Source organism: Pseudomonas sp. GW460-LB5 (assembly GCF_059423245.1).
This window is the reverse complement of sequence record NZ_JBWKXT010000016.1, coordinates 53,619-70,551: the sequence shown is the minus strand read 5'-3', so window position 1 is coordinate 70,551 and position 16,933 is coordinate 53,619. Positions and strand designations below refer to the sequence as shown.

At 64.1% G+C, this 16,933-nt stretch carries 18 protein-coding genes and 1 riboswitch; of the genes, 8 read left to right on the top strand and 10 right to left on the bottom strand.

The window, feature by feature from the left end; genetic code table 11:
• The first annotated feature begins 22 nt into the window (after positions 1-22).
• From AC07XM_RS12475 to AC07XM_RS12465, 3 genes are all read left to right on the top strand, one after another.
• Positions 23-715, top strand: a complete 693-nt coding sequence (locus AC07XM_RS12475; RefSeq protein ID WP_060519257.1) for a response regulator transcription factor — start codon at positions 23-25, stop codon at positions 713-715.
• Positions 715-2,061 carry a HAMP domain-containing sensor histidine kinase gene (locus AC07XM_RS12470; protein WP_095116987.1) on the top strand — a complete coding sequence of 449 codons (1,347 nt, stop codon included), beginning with the start codon at positions 715-717 and terminating at the stop codon, positions 2,059-2,061. The genes AC07XM_RS12475 and AC07XM_RS12470 overlap by 1 nt, the downstream gene beginning before the upstream one ends.
• A gap of 82 nt (positions 2,062-2,143) precedes the next feature.
• Positions 2,144-3,034: an alpha/beta hydrolase gene (locus AC07XM_RS12465; protein WP_070086742.1), complete on the top strand. Its 891-nt coding sequence runs from the start codon at positions 2,144-2,146 to the stop codon at positions 3,032-3,034.
• Between the two features lie 7 nt (positions 3,035-3,041).
• Here AC07XM_RS12465 and AC07XM_RS12460 read toward each other — a convergent pair whose 3' ends face one another.
• The gene (locus AC07XM_RS12460) at positions 3,042-4,028 is read right to left on the bottom strand and encodes a zeta toxin family protein (RefSeq protein WP_102667880.1); all 987 of its coding nucleotides are present in this window, start codon (positions 4,026-4,028) and stop codon (positions 3,042-3,044) included.
• A 139-nt stretch (positions 4,029-4,167) separates the two neighbouring features.
• A riboswitch (FMN riboswitch) is annotated at positions 4,168-4,309 on the top strand.
• A gap of 80 nt (positions 4,310-4,389) precedes the next feature.
• Between AC07XM_RS12460 and ribB the strand changes: the two genes are divergently transcribed.
• The 5 genes from ribB to AC07XM_RS12435 all read left to right on the top strand — a co-directional run bounded on the left by ribB (position 4,390) and on the right by AC07XM_RS12435 (position 10,457).
• On the top strand, positions 4,390-5,040 hold the full coding sequence (gene ribB, locus AC07XM_RS12455; protein WP_016484707.1) for a 3,4-dihydroxy-2-butanone-4-phosphate synthase: 651 nt from the start codon (positions 4,390-4,392) through the stop codon (positions 5,038-5,040).
• Between the two features lie 193 nt (positions 5,041-5,233).
• Positions 5,234-5,476 (top strand): exodeoxyribonuclease VII small subunit, encoded by a 243-nt coding sequence (locus tag AC07XM_RS12450; protein ID WP_003255380.1) that lies wholly within the window; start codon positions 5,234-5,236, stop codon positions 5,474-5,476.
• Complete coding sequence (gene ispA / locus AC07XM_RS12445; protein WP_016484706.1) at positions 5,473-6,360, top strand: (2E,6E)-farnesyl diphosphate synthase; 888 nt, start codon at positions 5,473-5,475, stop codon at positions 6,358-6,360. Before AC07XM_RS12450 ends, ispA begins: the two co-directional genes overlap by 4 nt.
• 205 nt (positions 6,361-6,565) lie before the next feature.
• A complete protein-coding gene (dxs, locus tag AC07XM_RS12440; RefSeq protein WP_016484705.1) occupies positions 6,566-8,461 on the top strand; it encodes a 1-deoxy-D-xylulose-5-phosphate synthase in 1,896 nt (631 codons plus the stop codon).
• Between the two features lie 124 nt (positions 8,462-8,585).
• Positions 8,586-10,457 (top strand): TonB-dependent receptor domain-containing protein, encoded by a 1,872-nt coding sequence (locus tag AC07XM_RS12435; protein ID WP_102689007.1) that lies wholly within the window; start codon positions 8,586-8,588, stop codon positions 10,455-10,457.
• Here the strand turns inward: AC07XM_RS12435 and AC07XM_RS12430 are convergent.
• The 9 genes from AC07XM_RS12430 to ribBA form a co-directional block, all read right to left on the bottom strand.
• On the bottom strand, positions 10,435-11,247 hold the full coding sequence (locus tag AC07XM_RS12430) for a cobalamin-binding protein (protein ID WP_102689008.1): 813 nt from the start codon (positions 11,245-11,247) through the stop codon (positions 10,435-10,437). The two genes, AC07XM_RS12435 and AC07XM_RS12430, sit on opposite strands and share 23 nt — an antisense overlap.
• Positions 11,247-11,666 (bottom strand): hypothetical protein, encoded by a 420-nt coding sequence (locus AC07XM_RS12425; RefSeq protein WP_016484702.1) that lies wholly within the window; start codon positions 11,664-11,666, stop codon positions 11,247-11,249. Before AC07XM_RS12425 ends, AC07XM_RS12430 begins: the two co-directional genes overlap by 1 nt.
• The gene (gene ribA / locus AC07XM_RS12420) at positions 11,663-12,280 is read right to left on the bottom strand and encodes a GTP cyclohydrolase II (protein WP_016484701.1); all 618 of its coding nucleotides are present in this window, start codon (positions 12,278-12,280) and stop codon (positions 11,663-11,665) included. Before ribA ends, AC07XM_RS12425 begins: the two co-directional genes overlap by 4 nt.
• A 233-nt stretch (positions 12,281-12,513) precedes the next feature.
• The gene (locus AC07XM_RS12415) at positions 12,514-13,257 is read right to left on the bottom strand and encodes a substrate-binding periplasmic protein (protein ID WP_016484700.1); all 744 of its coding nucleotides are present in this window, start codon (positions 13,255-13,257) and stop codon (positions 12,514-12,516) included.
• 15 nt (positions 13,258-13,272) lie between these two features.
• Positions 13,273-13,776 (bottom strand): phosphatidylglycerophosphatase A family protein, encoded by a 504-nt coding sequence (locus AC07XM_RS12410; protein WP_003255391.1) that lies wholly within the window; start codon positions 13,774-13,776, stop codon positions 13,273-13,275.
• Positions 13,773-14,741 (bottom strand): thiamine-phosphate kinase, encoded by a 969-nt coding sequence (gene thiL / locus AC07XM_RS12405; protein ID WP_016484699.1) that lies wholly within the window; start codon positions 14,739-14,741, stop codon positions 13,773-13,775. The genes AC07XM_RS12410 and thiL overlap by 4 nt, the downstream gene beginning before the upstream one ends.
• 18 nt (positions 14,742-14,759) lie before the next feature.
• Positions 14,760-15,260 carry a transcription antitermination factor NusB gene (gene nusB / locus AC07XM_RS12400; RefSeq protein ID WP_023049296.1) on the bottom strand — a complete coding sequence of 167 codons (501 nt, stop codon included), beginning with the start codon at positions 15,258-15,260 and terminating at the stop codon, positions 14,760-14,762.
• Positions 15,257-15,733, bottom strand: coding sequence for a 6,7-dimethyl-8-ribityllumazine synthase (gene ribH, locus AC07XM_RS12395; protein WP_003255395.1), 477 nt, complete (start codon positions 15,731-15,733; stop codon positions 15,257-15,259). The genes nusB and ribH overlap by 4 nt, the downstream gene beginning before the upstream one ends.
• A gap of 91 nt (positions 15,734-15,824) precedes the next feature.
• The gene (gene ribBA, locus AC07XM_RS12390; protein WP_016484697.1) at positions 15,825-16,916 is read right to left on the bottom strand and encodes a bifunctional 3,4-dihydroxy-2-butanone-4-phosphate synthase/GTP cyclohydrolase II; all 1,092 of its coding nucleotides are present in this window, start codon (positions 16,914-16,916) and stop codon (positions 15,825-15,827) included.
• Positions 16,917-16,933: the final 17 nt, after the last annotated feature.

Sequence of the window (16,933 nt, the reverse complement as noted above, 5' to 3'; positions counted from 1 at the left end):
AGGTTCTCATTCAAGGCTCGCCGTGCCCACCTCACTTCTCCTCGCCGAAGACGACGCAAGCCTGCGTCAGGACCTGGAATGCCATTTCCTCAAACGCGGTTTTCGGGTGCACGCCTGCACCACGGGCACGCAGGCCCTGGACGCAATCCGGCAATCTTCGTTCGACCTGGTGTTGCTGGACATCATGCTGCCGGGTATCGATGGCCTCAGCCTGCTCGGTGAGCTGCGCCGACAACAGGCGGTGCCGGTCATGCTGATGTCGGCGCTGGGGGCCGAGCAGGACCGCATCAGTGGCTTTACCCGTGGTGCCGACGACTACCTGCCCAAGCCCTTCAGCCTGGCGGAGCTGGACGCACGGGTGGATGCCTTGCTGCGGCGCGTGGCATTCGATCGCGGCATGGTGCTGCGTACCGATGTCGGCGAAGTGCTGCTGGACCACGACCGCCAGGACGTTATCCACAACGGCAACGCCGCTGGCCTCACCGCTTCCGAATTCCGCTTGCTGGTCACGCTGCGGGCGCACCCCAATGAAGCCTTGAGCAAACCGTTCCTGTACCAGACCGTGCTGCATCGGGCCTATACCCGCCTGGACCGGGGCCTGGATGTACATGTGTGCAACCTGCGCCGCAAACTGGCCGATATCAGTGCCCAGCACCTGCAGATCCAGGCTGTGCGCGGGCAGGGGTACATCCTGGTCGACACGGAACAGCCCTGATGCGGCGCCACCCGTTGCTGTGGAAACTGGCCGTACTGCAGGTCAGCTTCTGCCTGCTGCTGACCTGGCTGATCTGGACCTGGGGCCTGTCCGTGGAACGCAGCACCTATTTTCTGTCCCGGGCCGACCAGGATTACCTGGCGCGCTATGCGCAACAAGCTGAAGACGCCTGGAACCAAGGCGGCGCAATCGGCGCCGAGGCCTGGCGCAGGCAACTGGAGCAGGCCGAGGATACGTGGGTGGCGGTGATCGGGCCGCACCTGCAAAGCCTCGGCACCACGCCGCTGAGCGCCAAGGAAGCCAGCCACCTGACCTTCATGCGCAAACTGGACTGGCCAATGAGCCGGCGCCTGCAGGATGAACTGCCCTACGTCAGCATTGAGTTCCCGCAACACCCCGAGCACGGCCGCTTGGTGCTGCAACTGCCCGAACGTATGTTGCCCACCGGCCTGACGCCATGGACCCATGCGATCACCCACGGCGTTGCCCCAGCACTGCTCGCCCTGCTGCTGGGGCTGGCGTTGTATCGGCATCTGGTAGTACCGCTGAACCGCCTGCGCGACCGCGCCGACGCCCTGCGTGCCGACGACCTTGACCACCCCGCCTTGCCCCTGCTGGAACGCCGCGACGAGCTGGGTGAACTGGCACAGGCCTTTGAGCATATGGCCGGGCGCCTGCGCCAGAGCCTTGAGCAACAGCGCCTGCTGTTGCGCACACTGTCTCACGAATTGCGCACGCCCCTGGCGCGGTTGCGCATCGCCCACGACAGCGACTTGCCGCCGCCGCAGTTGCGCGAGCGCCTGGACCGCGAAGTCAACGACATGCAGAAACTGCTGGAGGACACGCTGGACCTGGCCTGGATGGATACCGAACAACCCAGCTTGCCAACCGAGCCGGTATTGATAGCTTCGGTATGGGAAGCACTGTGCCAGGACGTCTGCTTCGAAAGTGGCTGGGACCGTGCGCGCCTGTCGTGTTCGCTCGGTACCGAGTGTGTGGTGCACGCCCATCTGGACAGCCTGGCTCAAGCCCTTGAAAACCTGATGCGCAATGCCATTCGCCACTCGCCAGCCCAAGGCCGGGTATGCCTGGATGGCTGGCGTGAGGGTGATTGCTGGCACTTGCGCCTGAGCGACCAGGGCCCCGGCGTACCTGACGCCGACCTTGAGCGTATCTTCAAGCCCTACCAGCGCCTGGCCGACAGCGGCGCCGGGTTCGGCCTTGGCCTGGCCATCGCTCGCCGCGCCATCGAACTGCAGGGTGGCCGCTTGTGGGCCCGCAATGGCCACCCTGGCCTGTGCCTTCACATGACGTTGCCGAGGGCACGGGACTGTTTAGAAAGTTAATGCGCTTTACGCTCAATCAGGACTGATTATCATCTTGGCGTTTCAGCCTTGCGGTCCTCGCAACGCCCTGACGAGAAGCCTGATGAGCAAGATGATCCTGACGCTGGCTTTGGCACTGGCCCTTGCAACCCCCGTGGCCCTGGCGCAGCCCGAGCGAAACCAGAAGATGGACACCTCGCTGCTGCAACGTCAGGACCTGGCCTACCGCTTCAGCCAGCTCGACCTTGACTCGGCCGATGGCCAGCGTCATTACCGTTTGTGGATCGGCACGCCGAACCGCCCGGCACCTGCCGCAGGCTACCCGGTGCTGTGGATGCTCGACGGCAATGCCGCCCTGGGCGCCTTGGACAGCGACCTGCTGAATAAGCTCGCCAAGGGCCAGGCGCCGCTGTTGGTGGCGGTGGGGTACCAATCCGAGCAGCGCATCGAGCGGGCCAGCCGCACCTACGACTACACCCCGGCGATTGCTGGGCTGACAGAACAGCGCGATCCGCTGACCGGCCAGCCCAGCGGTGGCGTGGATGTGTTTTTCGATCTGTTGACCCGCCACATGCGGCCGATGGTGGCCAAGGTGGCACCTATCAACCTGCAGCGCCAGACGCTATGGGGGCATTCATATGGGGGGCTGGCAGTGTTGCATGCGCTGTTCACTCGGCCTGAAGCCTTCAGTGATTACGCGGCGGCCAGCCCTTCATTGTGGTGGCATGACGGCGCGATCGTTCGCGAGGCGCAGGGGCTACAGCAGCGATTGGGTAACAAGCGACGACAGTTGCTGCTGATGCGCGGCGATGAAGAGCCGTCGAGCCCTCGGGGGCCGATGAAAGGCGATGTGGAACGGCCGGCGCGGGAGCTGGCGGCATCCCTGGCCGAAGTGCCAGGGATGGAGGTGCACTTTGAACGGTTCAATGGACTGGGGCATGGCGCCATGCTGCCAGCCTCACTGCGCCTGGTCTTGGAGCAGATGACGCATTAGGCCCCGCTCAAGGGTAGATGTACTTGAGCACATACATACTCAACTGGTGGAACACGTCTGCGGGCACGCGCGGCATTTCCGTCTGTGCCCGATCGAGCGTCTTGCAACACAAGCGGACCATCTGCTGTCGCGTGTCCTCCTCAAGCATGCCGGTATGCACAACCTGGGAATATTGCGGATAGGAACATGGCGCGTTGGCCGCAGGGGTTCGGCGAATTTCGAATGACGGGTTCAACTGCGCAGCGGTAAAGAACGGCTTCCCCTTGAAATCTGGCTGAGGCGTCAGGTTATCAACGGCTTCGCAGCGGCTGGAGCATAGCACCTGGCTGTCCATGCCCGTCTCGATTCCGCGTTGATACAACGTGATTTCAGAGTCTTGCACTTTTATGCAGGCATTTTCGAAGGCGTCCAGGATAGCCCGGGCATTGGCTTGCGAACCCTCAATCACCGACAGTGGCATGAACCGTTCGGGCTCGTTTGCGCCGATGCTTTTGATGCCCCGGTCGAGGGTCGCCCAATGGCTGAACTCCTTTTGGCACGCAATCAGGTGCACTTCGAATCGATAACCAGCCTGTACGGCTTGCGCGGGGAAATCGGCGAAACGAAGATCATCGAGCGCGCATTCCATGATGATGTTGTATCGATTATCAAAGGCATGGTTGAAAACCTTTTCACACAAGGCCCAGATGAATGGCTCGGTGTGTTCGTAGACATGCAGCACGCCCTTTTCCTGCATGGCCGCGTAATGCGGATGCAGTTCGCGAAACGAGGGCAAGTACAGTCGCACAAAGTCATCATAGCGCCCGCTTGGCAGCAAGTGGTTGTCCAGCAGGTAAGTCTTGCCGGAGCCTTGGGCCCCGGCCACGATCAAGATGCTGGGGTTGGGGTTGCTGTCCAGGCCCGAGGCGTAGCGTTTTTTATCGAACCAGAGCGGCTCAAGCGAAGCAAATACCTTGTCAAGATCGGCGGCAGTGTAGGGGTAGAGTGTGGTCATGGGTGCTCCTGGGTGAGGTAAGACAGAGCCTGCACTCTATGGGCTGGAAACTGGCACGATGTGGTAAATGGCTACATGCATGCGCCAAAAGTCGAGGTGCACCGGGTTGCCAGCCAGGCGTCACAGTGCTGTATGCTTGGCGGGTCTTCAGGGCGGGGTGCAAGTCCCCACCGGCGGTAAATCGAAAGATGAGCCCGCGAGCGCCCCGGCCATGCCGGGGGTCAGCAGATCTGGTGCAACTCCAGAGCCGACGGTCATAGTCCGGATGAAAGAAGGCGTCAGGCAGGGGCCATCCGGGCGCCCCTGCGCGCGCATTTTGTTCGCCCCGAGACGTTCATCGATCACTCACGAGGAGCGTTTCATGTCCACCCAGCACCACTCGAAGTTCCCCAATGTTTCCGCCGCCATCGCCGCCTTCCAGGCCGGGCGCCCTGTATTGTTGCTCGACGATGACGACCGCGAGGACGAAGCGGACATCATTGCCGCTGCCGAAAACATTACGCTGCAGACCATGGCCATGATGATTCGCGACTGCAGCGGCATCGTCTGCCTGTGCCTGGACGAAGCCACCGTCGACGCACTGCAACTGGCGCCAATGGTGCAGAACAACCAGGCCCGCCACGGCACCGGCTTCACCGTTACCATCGAGGCGGCAGAAGGCATCACCACCGGGGTTTCTGCCCAGGACCGCATCACCACCATTGGCGCGGCACTGCGCTCCAGCGCCGAACAGCGCCATATCGTCAGCCCGGGGCATGTGTTCCCGCTGCGCGCCCGCAATGGCGGGGTGCTGACCCGCCGTGGGCACACCGAAGGCTCGGTGGACCTGGCGCGCCTGGCCGGCCTGCGCCCGGCGGCGGTGCTGTGCGAGCTGATGAACCCCGATGGCAGCATGGCGCGTGGCGAGCAGGTGGCGGTTTATGCGCGGCAGTACAACTTGCCGGTGCTGACCATCGAGGAGCTGGCGCGGTACCGCGAGGCGATGCTGGAACGGGAAGCAGAGCCGGCCTGATAGGCCGCCTTGAGGCTATTCGCGGGTTTGCCCGCTCCCACAGGGTCCGCGCCGGGTTTAGAACCGGTGTAATACCTGTGGAGGTTTACCCGCGAAGAGGCCGGCAAATCCAACCGCATTGCCCGGGAAGTTTGCTCCCCCCGCCCCGCTCTGCTAGTGTCGCGCCGTTCTGAATGCCACCGAGAAAGTCGCCATGGCCCGCAAAAAAGCCTCCCTCGATTTCGAGCAATCCCTCGCAGACCTGCAAGCACTGGTCGAGCGCCTGGAGAACGGCGAGTTGTCGCTGGAAGAGTCGCTGGCCGCCTTCGAGCAAGGCATCGCCCTGACCCGTGATTGCCAGGGTGCACTGGCCCAGGCCGAACAGAAGGTGCAGATCCTGCTGGAACGCGACGGCGAACTGGCCGCGCAGCCCTTCGACGCGGAGCCGGAAGCATGATCGGCACCTACCAGGCCAGCTGCCAGGCGCGGGTCGACGCTGCCCTCGAACGGCTGTTCGTTGCCCCGTCCAAAGAGCTGGAACGCCTTTACGCCGCCATGCGCTACAGCGTGATGAACGGCGGCAAGCGCGTACGCCCGCTGCTGGCCTACGCGGCCTGCGAAGCCTTGGGCGCCCCGGCCGAACAGGCCAACGGCGCGGCCTGCGCGGTCGAACTGATCCACGCCTACTCGCTGGTGCATGACGACCTGCCAGCCATGGACGATGACGACCTGCGTCGCGGCCAACCCACTACCCACAAAGCGTTCGACGAAGCCTGCGCCATCCTGGCGGGCGACGGTTTGCAGAGCCTGGCGTTCAGTGCCCTGCTCGACCCGGGCCTCAGCCCGCAGGCCGACAGCGTACGCCTGACCATGGTCCAGGCCCTGGCCAAGGCCGCCGGCCCGGCAGGCATGGTCGGCGGCCAGGCCATCGACCTCGGTTCGGTAGGCCTGAAGCTGGACCAGCAGGCACTGGAGTTCATGCACCGGCACAAGACCGGCGCACTGATCGAGGCCAGCGTACGCCTCGGCGCCCTGGCCAGTGCCCGTGCCGAACAGGCGCAGCTGGATGCCTTGCAGGTGTATGCACAGGCCATTGGCCTGGCATTCCAGGTGCAGGACGACATCCTCGATGTGGAAAGCGACACCGCCACCCTGGGCAAACGCCAGGGTGCCGACATAGCACGTGACAAACCGACCTACCCGGCCCTGCTGGGCCTGGAAGCGGCCAAGGCCTACGCAACCGAACTGCGCGACCAGGCGCTGGTCGCACTACAAGGGTTCGGGGAAACGGCCGAGCCGCTGCGGGCCTTGGCCCGCTACATCGTCGAACGCCGTAACTGATTGATTGGGGCCGCTGCGCGCCCCATCGCCGGCAAGCCAGCTCCCACAGGTACCTCAGCGGCCTGTGATATGTGAAGCTCCTGTGGGAGCTGGCTTGCCGGCGATGGGCTGCACAGCAGCCCCGTGCGACACCCGTCTGAATGGGCAGTATTTCCTACAATGGGGTAAACTGCCGCGTCTTCACACACCTATAACGACTCGCCTGATGCCCACGACGTTTCAAGAGATCCCCCGCGAACGCCCGGTCACGCCGTTGCTCGACCGCGCTGACACGCCTGTCGGCCTGCGCCGGTTGGCCGAAGCCGACCTGGAGACCCTGGCCGACGAACTGCGCCAGGAACTGCTCTACACCGTGGGTCAGACCGGTGGGCATTTTGGTGCCGGTCTGGGCGTGATCGAGCTGACCATCGCCCTGCACTACGTGTTCGACACCCCGGACGACCGGCTGGTGTGGGACGTGGGCCACCAGGCCTACCCGCACAAAATCCTCACCGGGCGCCGTAACCGCATGCTCAGCCTGCGCCAGAAGGACGGCATCGCCGCCTTCCCGCGCCGCAGCGAAAGCGAGTACGACACCTTTGGCGTCGGCCACTCCAGCACCTCGATCAGCGCCGCATTGGGCATGGCCATTGCCGCCCGTCTGCAGAACAGCGCACGCAAGTCGATCGCGGTGATCGGCGACGGTGCGCTGACTGCCGGCATGGCCTTCGAGGCGTTGAACCACGCCCAGGAAGTCAACGCCGACATGCTGGTGATCCTCAACGACAACGACATGTCGATTTCGCGCAATGTCGGCGGCCTGTCCAACTACCTGGCCAAGATTCTCTCCAGCCGCACCTACGCGAGCATGCGCGAAGGCAGCAAGAAAGTGCTGTCGCGCCTGCCGGGCGCCTGGGAAATCGCCCGCCGCACCGAGGAATACGCCAAAGGCATGCTGGTGCCGGGTACGCTGTTCGAAGAGCTGGGCTGGAACTACATCGGCCCGATCGACGGCCATGACCTGCCGACCATGATCGCCACCCTGCGCAACATGCGTGACCTGAAGGGCCCGCAGTTCCTGCATGTGGTGACCAAAAAGGGCAAGGGCTTCGCCCCGGCCGAGGTCGATCCGATCGGCTACCACGCCATCACCAAGCTGGAGCCGGCCGACAAGCCTGCCGCGCCGAAGACCGTCAGCGGCCCGAAATACTCCGCCGTGTTCGGCCAGTGGCTGTGCGACATGGCCGCTGCCGACAACCGCCTTGTGGGTATTACCCCGGCGATGAAGGAAGGCTCGGACCTGGTCGACTTCAGCGAGCGTTACCCGGAGCGCTACTTCGACGTGGCGATCGCCGAGCAACACGCCGTGACCTTGGCAGCCGGCATGGCCTGCGAAGGGAGCAAGCCGGTGGTGGCGATCTACTCCACCTTCCTGCAGCGTGCCTACGACCAGCTGATCCACGATGTAGCGGTGCAGAACCTCGACGTGCTGTTCGCCATCGACCGCGCCGGCCTGGTTGGCGAAGACGGCCCGACCCACGCAGGCAGCTACGACCTGTCTTACCTGCGCTGCATCCCGGGCATGCTGGTGATGACCCCGAGCGACGAAAACGAGCTGCGCAAGATGCTCAGCACCGGACACCTGTACAACGGCCCGGCAGCCGTGCGCTATCCGCGCGGTACCGGCCCGAATGCGCCGATCAGTGGCGATCTGGACCCACTGGAAATCGGCAAAGGCGTGGTTCGCCGCCAAGGCGAGAAAGTCGCCCTGCTGGTGTTCGGCGTGCAGCTGACCGAGGCCATGCAGGTGGCCGAGCAGATCAACGCCACGGTGGTCGACATGCGCTTCGTCAAGCCGCTGGACGAAGCCTTGGTGCTTGAACTGGCTGGCAGCCACGGGCTGCTGGTAACCATTGAAGAGAACGCCATCATGGGTGGCGCGGGTGCAGCGGTGGGCGAGTTCCTTGCCAGCCAGGCAGTGCTCAAGCCGCTGCTGCACCTGGGCTTGCCCGACATCTACGTCGAGCATGCCAAGCCTGCGCAGATGCTGGCTGAGTGCGGGCTGGATGCGGCCGGGATCGAAGCTTCGGTAAAAGCCCGCATGGCCAGGCTCGGCCTGTAATCCCTGGGGCCGCTTTGCGGCCCATTCGCGGGGCAAGCCCGCTCCCACAGGTCCATCACGCTTTTCGAGAACATTGACAATCCTGTGGGAGCGGGCTTGTCCCGCGAATACTTTGGGGCTGCCCATGAAACCATCCGCCTGTGCCGCACTACTCTGTGCCCCCACATTCCTGCTAGCCGCCGAGCGCGACGACGCCCTCAAGCTCCCCGACGTGCTGATCAGCGCCAGCCGCCAGGTCGAGTCGCGCACCGCCACCAGCGCTGCCAACACCGTCTTCACCCGTACTGACATCGATCGCCTGCAACCCGCCAGCGTCACCGACCTGCTCAGCCGCGTGCCCGGCGTGCAAGTGGCGCCAACCGGTGGCCGGGGCAGCCTGCCTGGCATCTTCATCCGCGGCACCAAGGCGGCACAAAGCCTGGTGCTGGTCGATGGGGTGCGCATTGCCAACGCTACCTCTGGCGACAGCGGCCTGCAGTTTCTGAACGTCGACCAGATCGAGCGGGTGGAAGTGCTGCGCGGCTCGCGCTCGGCGGTGTACGGCAGCGACGCCATTGGCGGGGTAATCCAGATCTTCACCCGTCGCAGCAATGGCCCCGGCCTGCAGCCGCGCCTGCGCATGGCCGCCGGCAGCAACCAGACATTCCAGCGCAGCCTGGGGCTTTCTGGCGGCAGCGACGCGACCCGCTTCAACCTTGGCGCCAGCCTGGATGAAACGGCCGGCATCGACTCGACCGGGCCGTCCTTCGCCAGCGATGGCGACCACGACGCCTACCGCAACAAGGCATTCAACCTGAACCTGAGCCACACCTTTGGTGAACGCTTCGAGGCCGGCCTGAACCTGCTCGACAGCCGTGGCCGCAGCGAATACGACAACCCGTTCGGCGGCTTCAACCCGGTCACCTTCGAAAGCTACGGCCAACAGCCGTACACCGATTTCAGCGTCAGCAGCCTGGGCAGCTACTTCGATGCCCAACTCACCGATACCTGGCATTCGCGGCTGGAACTGGCCCACAGCGAGAACCGCGACGACAAGCGCGACAAGCTCAGCGCCGAACGCTTCGTGTTCAATACCTACCGTGATCAGGTCACCTGGCAGAACGACCTGGCCCTGGGCGAGCGACACAGCGTGTTGCTGGGTGGCGACTGGTACGAAGACCGCGTGCACGCCAGCACCGACTTTACCGAGGACAGCCGCTGGAACCGCGCCGTCTTCGTCCAGCACCGCTACCAGGGCGAGCAGTTCTCAACCGAGGTGGGCGTGCGCCATGACCGTAACCAGCAGTTCGGCGGCCAGACCACCTGGAGCGGCAGCCTGAGCGTACCGTTGAATGCGCAGAATGATGTGCTGCTGTCCTACAGCGAGGGCTTTCGGGCGCCAACCTTCAACGACCTCTATTACCCCCAGTTCAGCAACCCGGACCTGGACCCCGAGCACTCCAGAAGCTACGAGCTGCAATGGCGCAGCCAACTGACGACGCACAGCCGCCTGGAAGCCTCGCTATACCGCACCGATCTGCGCGATGCGATCGTGTTTGGCCAGGACTCGGTACCCCGCAACGTGGCCTCGGCACAGATCAACGGTTTCGAAATGGCATTGGCGCAACAGTGGGGCGCCTGGCACAGCCAGCTGGGCCTGGCACTGATCGACCCGCGTGACCGTGACAGCGGCCACACTCTCGCCCGCCGTGCACGCCGCACGTTAAGCCTGGATCTGGACCGTGAGCTCGGGCGTTTCACCGCGGGGGCAAGCTGGCAAGCGGTCAGCGGCAGCTACGACGATGAGGCCAACCGCAACCGCATCGGCGGCTATGGTGTGCTCGGTCTGCGCGGTAGCTGGGCCGCCACTGATGAACTGAAACTGGAAGCGAAGCTGGATAACCTGCTGGACCGCTCTTACAGCCGCGCCCTGTACAGTTATGAGGGGGCCTATCACCCCTACCGTGAAGAAGGCCGTACGCTGCTGTTCAGCGTTACCTGGACGCCGGCGCTTTAGCCGCGAGCACTGCGCACAAACGGGCGGTGGCTTCGATCATCTGCCCACTGGGCCGCTCAATGCCTTTGTCGGGTATCACCAGCAAACCGCCATCGGCAACCGCACGCAGTTGCGGCCAGGCCTTCCAGCTTGCCAGTTGCGCTTGATCACCCGCCAGGATGACCTGTGGATTTCGCAGCAGCACAGACTCCACATTCACCTGCGGCGCTGGTTGGCTGAGGTCGGCGAACACATTGCGCGCCCCGCACACGGCCAGGGCATCGCTCACCACCTGCCGGCCACCCAGGGTGTACAACGGCTGGTCCCACACCTGGTAGAACACCTGCAAGGGCTCGTCACGCCGGTACTGCTGGCGCAGCTGCCGCAGCCGTTCCCGCAGGGCCTGGGCATATTGATGGCCTTGCCCGGCACGGCCGATACGCTCGGCGATGGCTTCGATCTGCGCGATCAACTGGTCGATGTCACGGGGCTCTGCACTGAAGGTGGCAATGCCCAGGCGCTTGAGCTGGTCGAGCTGGGCAGGTGGCACGCTGCCCGGCCAGAGCAGCAGCAAGTCAGGGCGCAGGCTGAGCAGGCGCTCCATGTCCAGTTGACCTTGGCGCCCTACCGAGGGCAGGTCGCGCAGGGCTGCCGGCCGTTCGCCACCGTCGAGCACGCCGACCAGCAGGTCGTCGGCCTGCAGTTCAAGCATGATTTCAGTCATCGAAGGCGCCAGGCTGACCACCCGCAAGGGGTCAGCGGCCAGCGCGGTACAGGCGAACAGCGCCAGCAGGCCAGGTAGAAAGCGCATCAGCCCAGTTGGCGCGGAATGCGATAGAGGTACAGCACCACCACGGTGGACAACGCCAGCAGGATCTGCGGCACCGCCTCCAGGCCGACCAGTACAGACAGTGCGGCGACCCAGGCCGGCAAGCAGGCGTACAGCATGGCCATGCGCCGCACCCGCGCCAGTTCGATCCAGGCAGCGGGCTCTTCGCCCGTGCCGAGCACCTTGGAGGTGGCGATCAGTGCGCGCTTGTAAGCGCCGAAGCGCGGCAGGCTGAGGAACATGGTCGCCGCGCCGGCGATGAACAGTGGCATGGCCAGCACCGGGATCAGCGCGTCACCACCACCAAAAGCCCAGGCCATGACCGGCAGCGGCACCAGGCCCACAGCCAGGTACTGCCACCAGGCCAGTGCCAGGCGCCGCTTGACCTCGGCGCGGGTCACGCCTGGGGCACCTCGCCCTGGTGTTCATTGCCCAGCATGTGGCCGAGTTTACCGGCCTTGGTCGCCAAGTAGTAACGGTTGTGCGGGTTGTGGCCGGTGTGCAGCGGCACACGTTCGGCAACCACGATATTCATGTCGGTCAGGGCTTTGACCTTGCGCGGGTTATTGGTCATCAGGCGCAGGGCTTTCACGCCCAAGTGCTCCAGCATCGGCAAGCAGATGGCGTAGTCGCGCTGGTCGGCGGCAAAGCCCAGGCGTTCATTGGCTTCGACGGTATCGGCGCCACCATCCTGCAGCTCGTAGGCGCGAATCTTGTTCAACAGGCCGATGCCACGGCCTTCCTGACGCAGGTACAGCAGTACCCCACGGCCTTCTCGGGCGATCGCCTGCAGCGCGGCTTCCAGCTGCGAACCGCAGTCACAGCGCTGGCTGAACAGGGCGTCGCCGGTCAGGCACTCGGAGTGCAGGCGCCCCAGCACCGGCTGGCCATCCGCAATGTCACCCAGGCTGAGCACTACGTGCTCGCGGCCAGTGGCTTCGTCGAGGAAGCCGTGCATGGTGAAGGTCGCGAATGGCGTCGGGAGTTTAGAGGCGGCAACAAAGACGACGGGCACGTTGTGCTCCTGGAATAAGTTGGAAATTTCTCGTGGGCCGATTGTATCAGCCGGTTGCAGGCTGTGGGCGGGCTGAATACCGCGGGTTAAGATCGAAAAGTTCGATGCTTAGGTTCACCAGGCCCGGCCTTATCGCCGGCAAGCCGGCTCCCACAGGTACTTCACAGGATCCGAAGCCGCGGTGATCCTGTGGGCGCTGGCTTGCCGGCGATGGAGTGCGAAGCGCCCCTGCTTCAATGGGGTTTGCTGTCTGCAGTGAACGGGTACGGCTGTTTCCAGTGCTCGAAAATCGGCTTCAGCTCGCCGCTGCGCACCAGTTCGTCCATGCGCTTGTCGAACAGGTCACTCAGGGCCTTGGCCTGGCCATTGTGGGCAAACGCCAGGTACAGCGGTAATTCGGCCACATGGTTAAGGCGGAAGCGCTCGGGGTGGGATGACTGGCTGAGGACGTAATTGACTTCGGTCAGCGCATCAATGTAGAAGTCCACCCGGTCATGCTCGAGCATCGGCAGAATGCCTTCGCGGCGCTGAATTTCACGGAATTCATGCACATCTGGCAGGTAGCTGCCGTAATCGTAGCCACGCACCCAGGCCAGGCGATACTTGCCCACGTCCTGCGCAGTGGGCACAGGTTTGCTGGCAAGCCCCAAGGCGTAGATGTGGTCGACGTCGAAGTGCCAGCGTGGGTACAGGTTGTCGTCGTTCTCTTGCTTGTACGAGCCCACCCAGGCATCGGCTTCGCCGCGTTTGACCAGCCCGACTGCACGGCTGTAGGGCGCGCTCTGGGTCACCACCTGGACCCCTGCCGGCTCGAACACCTTGCGCAGTACGTCCCAGGCCACCCCGGTACCGTCAGCGTTGGTGTAATCGAGCCATTCTTCACTGACCAGGTGGATCTGCTTGGGCACGCCTTCAGCAGCTGCCACCCATGGGGCAACGCTCAGCAGCACTGCCAACAGCAACGTCCTTATGGCCATTCACGCGCTCCCTGTTCAGGCAACCGCCCACACCAGAACCTGCATGCCCAGCCAGGCAAACACGCCGGCCAGGATATCGTCGAGCATGATGCCGACACCCCCGTGCACATGGCGGTCGATCCAGCGGATCGGCCATGGCTTGAGGATGTCGAAGAAGCGGAACATCAGGAACCCTGCCAGCAACCACTGCCAGCCCTCCGGCACCAGCCAGAGGGTGATCCACATGCCGACAATCTCATCCCAGACAATGCCTTCATGGTCGTGTACGCGCAAGTCATTGGCGACTTTGCCGCACAACCAGAAGCCAAACAGCATGCTTACGCCCAGCAACAGCCAATAGCCCCAGTCAGGCAGCATCTGCCACAACGGGATGAACGGTATGGCCACCAGCGAACCCCAGGTACCCGGGGCCTTGGGCAAGGTACCCGAACCGAAGCCAAAAGCGATGAAGTGCCACGGGTTGCGCCAGACCGAAGGCGGAACAAACTCCGCAGGCACCTGATTGGGGTGATCGGTCACGGTGTCTCCCTAAAGTGTTGATAGCCCCGCTGAACGGGGGTGATGTCCCGGCCCTGCACGTCGCGCAAGGTGACGCCCTGCCCTTCGAGCACACGACCAATGGTATGCACCTCGACCACGCCAAGATCAGCCAAGGGCGCCAGCGCCTCAGGCGGCAGCGTAAAAGCCAGCACGTAATCATCGCCACCGGCGAGGGCTGCCTGCACTGCTGCTTCGCGGCCGAGGAAAGCCTCTACAGCAGGAGACACTGGCACCTGGGCCAGGTTCACCTCCAGCGCAACGCCGGACGCCTTGGCGATGTGCCCGCAATCAGCGAGCAGGCCGTCAGAGATGTCCAGCGCCGCCGTGGCCCGACCACGCAGCAGCGTTCCGAGGGTGAGCTGCGGCATTGGCGACCAGTAATGGGCCAGCAGCGGCTCGGCCTGTTCAGCAGGCGCCTCGCGCTCGCCCAGCACCAGCGGCAGCGCGCCGGCCGCCTTGCCCAGCACCCCGCCAACGCACAGCAGGTCGCCTGGCCGTGCACCGCTACGGCGCAACGCCTGGCCTGTCGGTACACGGCCAAACACGGTAACGGTTATGCTCAGCGGGCCTCGGGTAGTGTCACCCCCGATCAGGCTCATGCGGCAACGGTGGGCCATGCGGCTGAGGCCGTCAGCATAGGCTGCCAGCCAGTCAGGGCCAACATCAGGCAAGGTCAGGGCGAGGGTGAAGCCGATCGCAGTTGCACCCATGGCGGCCAGGTCACTGGCGGCCACGGCCAGCGAACGCTGGCCAAGCAGCAGCGGATCGCAAACAGCGGGAAAATGCACCCCGGCGACCAGGGTGTCGGTCGACACCGCCAGTTGCTCACCGGGGGGAAGGGCCAGCAGGGCGCAATCGTCGCCGATACCCAGGGCCACGCCTTCGCCGCCCTGCGCACAAGGCGCGGCGGCGAAGTAATGGTTGATCAGCTCGAACTCACCCATGGCTCGGCAGCGCCAGAATCAGCGCTTGTTCGCCTTGACTTCGGCTTCACGCAGCGACGGTGCCAGCTTGTCCAGCACGCCGTTGACGAACTTGTGGCCGTCGGTGGCACCAAAGACCTTGGCCAGCTCGACACCTTCGTTGATCACTACGCGGTACGGTACGTCGACGCGCTTGATGAACTCCCAGGTGGACAGACGCAGCACGGCCAGCTCGACCGGGTCGAGCTCTTCCAGCGTCATGGTCATGCAAGGCGCCAGGGCCTTGTCGATTTCGCCCTTGATTGCCGGAACCCCATGCAGGATTTCACGGAAATAGGCACCGTCGACATCGGTGAAATCGTTATCCACCCGGAACTGCGCTTCGATCTCGTTCAGCGAATGCTGCGCCATGTGCCACTGGTACAGTGCCTGGGTCGCGAGCTTGCGGGCTTCGCGGCGCTTGGCGCTCTTCGAGGGCTTGCCGGCATCCGCAGGTTTTGGATCGCGCGGGTTGAAACGATCGCTTTCGTCGCTAATCACTTGGCCTCCAACTGCGCCAGCAGGCTGACCATTTCCAGTGCGGACAGGGCAGCTTCAGCACCTTTGTTGCCGGCCTTGGTGCCGGAACGCTCGATGGCTTGCTCGATGGAGTCGACGGTCAGTACGCCGAAGGCCACTGGAACACCGAACTCCATGGACACCTGGGCCAGGCCCTTGGTGCATTCGCCCGCCACGTATTCAAAGTGCGGGGTACCGCCACGGATCACGGCGCCCAGGGCGATGATCGCGTCGTAGGCGCCTTGCTGGGCGACCTTCTGTGCTACCAGCGGGATTTCAAATGCGCCCGGGGCACGGATGATGGTGATGTCGCTTTCGCTGACACCGTGGCGTACCAGGGCATCAACGGCACCGCTTACCAGGCTTTCAACGACGAAGCTGTTGAAGCGGCCAACCACCAAAGCATAGCGACCTTTGGGGGCGATGAAGGTACCTTCGATGGTCTTCAGGGTCATTCCGATATTCTCATCTTCAAGAGCGAGGCCGCATACAAGCGGCCTCGACAGGGGTCTGGACTCGAGCAGAGGGCGTCAATGCCGCCTCAAGTCACTCGGAGGGCACGTATTCTACAACTTCCAGATCGAATCCGGATATCGCGTTGAACTTCATCGGCGAACTCATCAGGCGCATCTTGCGCACACCGAGGTCGCGCAGGATCTGCGAACCGGCACCCACGGTGCTGTAGGTAGTCGGTGCCTTGGCGGGTGCATCGCCCGCGCTTTCGCGGATGTGGGCCAGCAACACGTCGCCGTCCAGCGGGTGACCCAGCAGCAGCACCACGCCACTGCCAGCCTCGGCCACGGCAGCCATGGCAGCACGCAGGCTCCAGCGGCCTGGCTGCTTGACCAGCAACAGGTCGCGCAGCGGGTCCATGTTGTGCACACGCACCAGGGTAGGCTCTTCGGCGCAGATCTTGCCCAGGGTCAGGGCCATGTGCACGTCGCCTTCGACCGCGTCGCGGTAGGTGACCAGGTTGAACTCGCCCAGCTCGCTCTCCACCGGCTGCTCGGAAACACGCTGCACGGTGCGCTCGTGGATCATGCGGTAGTGGATCAGGTCGGCGATGGTGCCGATCTTCAAGCCGTGCTCGGCGGCGAACACTTCCAGCTCGGCGCGACGCGACATGGTGCCGTCGTCGTTCATCACTTCGCAGATCACGCCGCTTGGCTCGAAACCGGCCATGCGTGCGAGGTCGCAGGCGGCTTCGGTGTGGCCGGCACGGGCCAGGGTACCGCCGGGCTGGGCCATCAGCGGGAAGATGTGGCCAGGGCTGACGATGTCTTCGGCCTTGGCGTCCTTGGCAGCGGCGGCCTGCACGGTGCGTGCTCGGTCGGCGGCGGAGATGCCGGTGGTTACGCCTTCGGCGGCTTCGATCGATACGGTGAACTTGGTGCCGAAGCCCGAGCCGTTGCGCGGCGCCATCAGCGGCAGCTTCAGCGTTTCGCAACGCTCGCGGGTCATCGGCATGCAGATCAGGCCACGGGCGTGCTTGGCCATGAAGTTGATATGTTCGGGCAGGCAGCATTCGGCCGCCATGATGATATCGCCTTCGTTCTCGCGGTCTTCGTCATCCATGAGGATGACCATTTTGCCCTGGCGGATGTCTTCGACCAGTTCTTCGATGCTGTTGAGCGCCACGCGGCACCCCCTTCTCA

Coding starts and splice junctions, on each gene's coding strand:
- thiL (WP_016484699.1), bottom strand. CDS start 14,741: ATGGGTGAGTTCGAGCTGATCAACCATTACTTCGCCGCCGCGCCTTGT.
- AC07XM_RS12435 (WP_102689007.1), top strand. CDS start 8,586: ATGAAACCATCCGCCTGTGCCGCACTACTCTGTGCCCCCACATTCCTG.
- AC07XM_RS12460 (WP_102667880.1), bottom strand. CDS start 4,028: ATGACCACACTCTACCCCTACACTGCCGCCGATCTTGACAAGGTATTT.
- ribB (WP_016484707.1), top strand. CDS start 4,390: ATGTCCACCCAGCACCACTCGAAGTTCCCCAATGTTTCCGCCGCCATC.
- AC07XM_RS12430 (WP_102689008.1), bottom strand. CDS start 11,247: ATGCGCTTTCTACCTGGCCTGCTGGCGCTGTTCGCCTGTACCGCGCTG.
- AC07XM_RS12415 (WP_016484700.1), bottom strand. CDS start 13,257: ATGGCCATAAGGACGTTGCTGTTGGCAGTGCTGCTGAGCGTTGCCCCA.
- ribH (WP_003255395.1), bottom strand. CDS start 15,733: ATGACCCTGAAGACCATCGAAGGTACCTTCATCGCCCCCAAAGGTCGC.
- AC07XM_RS12465 (WP_070086742.1), top strand. CDS start 2,144: ATGAGCAAGATGATCCTGACGCTGGCTTTGGCACTGGCCCTTGCAACC.
- ispA (WP_016484706.1), top strand. CDS start 5,473: ATGATCGGCACCTACCAGGCCAGCTGCCAGGCGCGGGTCGACGCTGCC.
- dxs (WP_016484705.1), top strand. CDS start 6,566: ATGCCCACGACGTTTCAAGAGATCCCCCGCGAACGCCCGGTCACGCCG.
- AC07XM_RS12450 (WP_003255380.1), top strand. CDS start 5,234: ATGGCCCGCAAAAAAGCCTCCCTCGATTTCGAGCAATCCCTCGCAGAC.
- AC07XM_RS12470 (WP_095116987.1), top strand. CDS start 715: ATGCGGCGCCACCCGTTGCTGTGGAAACTGGCCGTACTGCAGGTCAGC.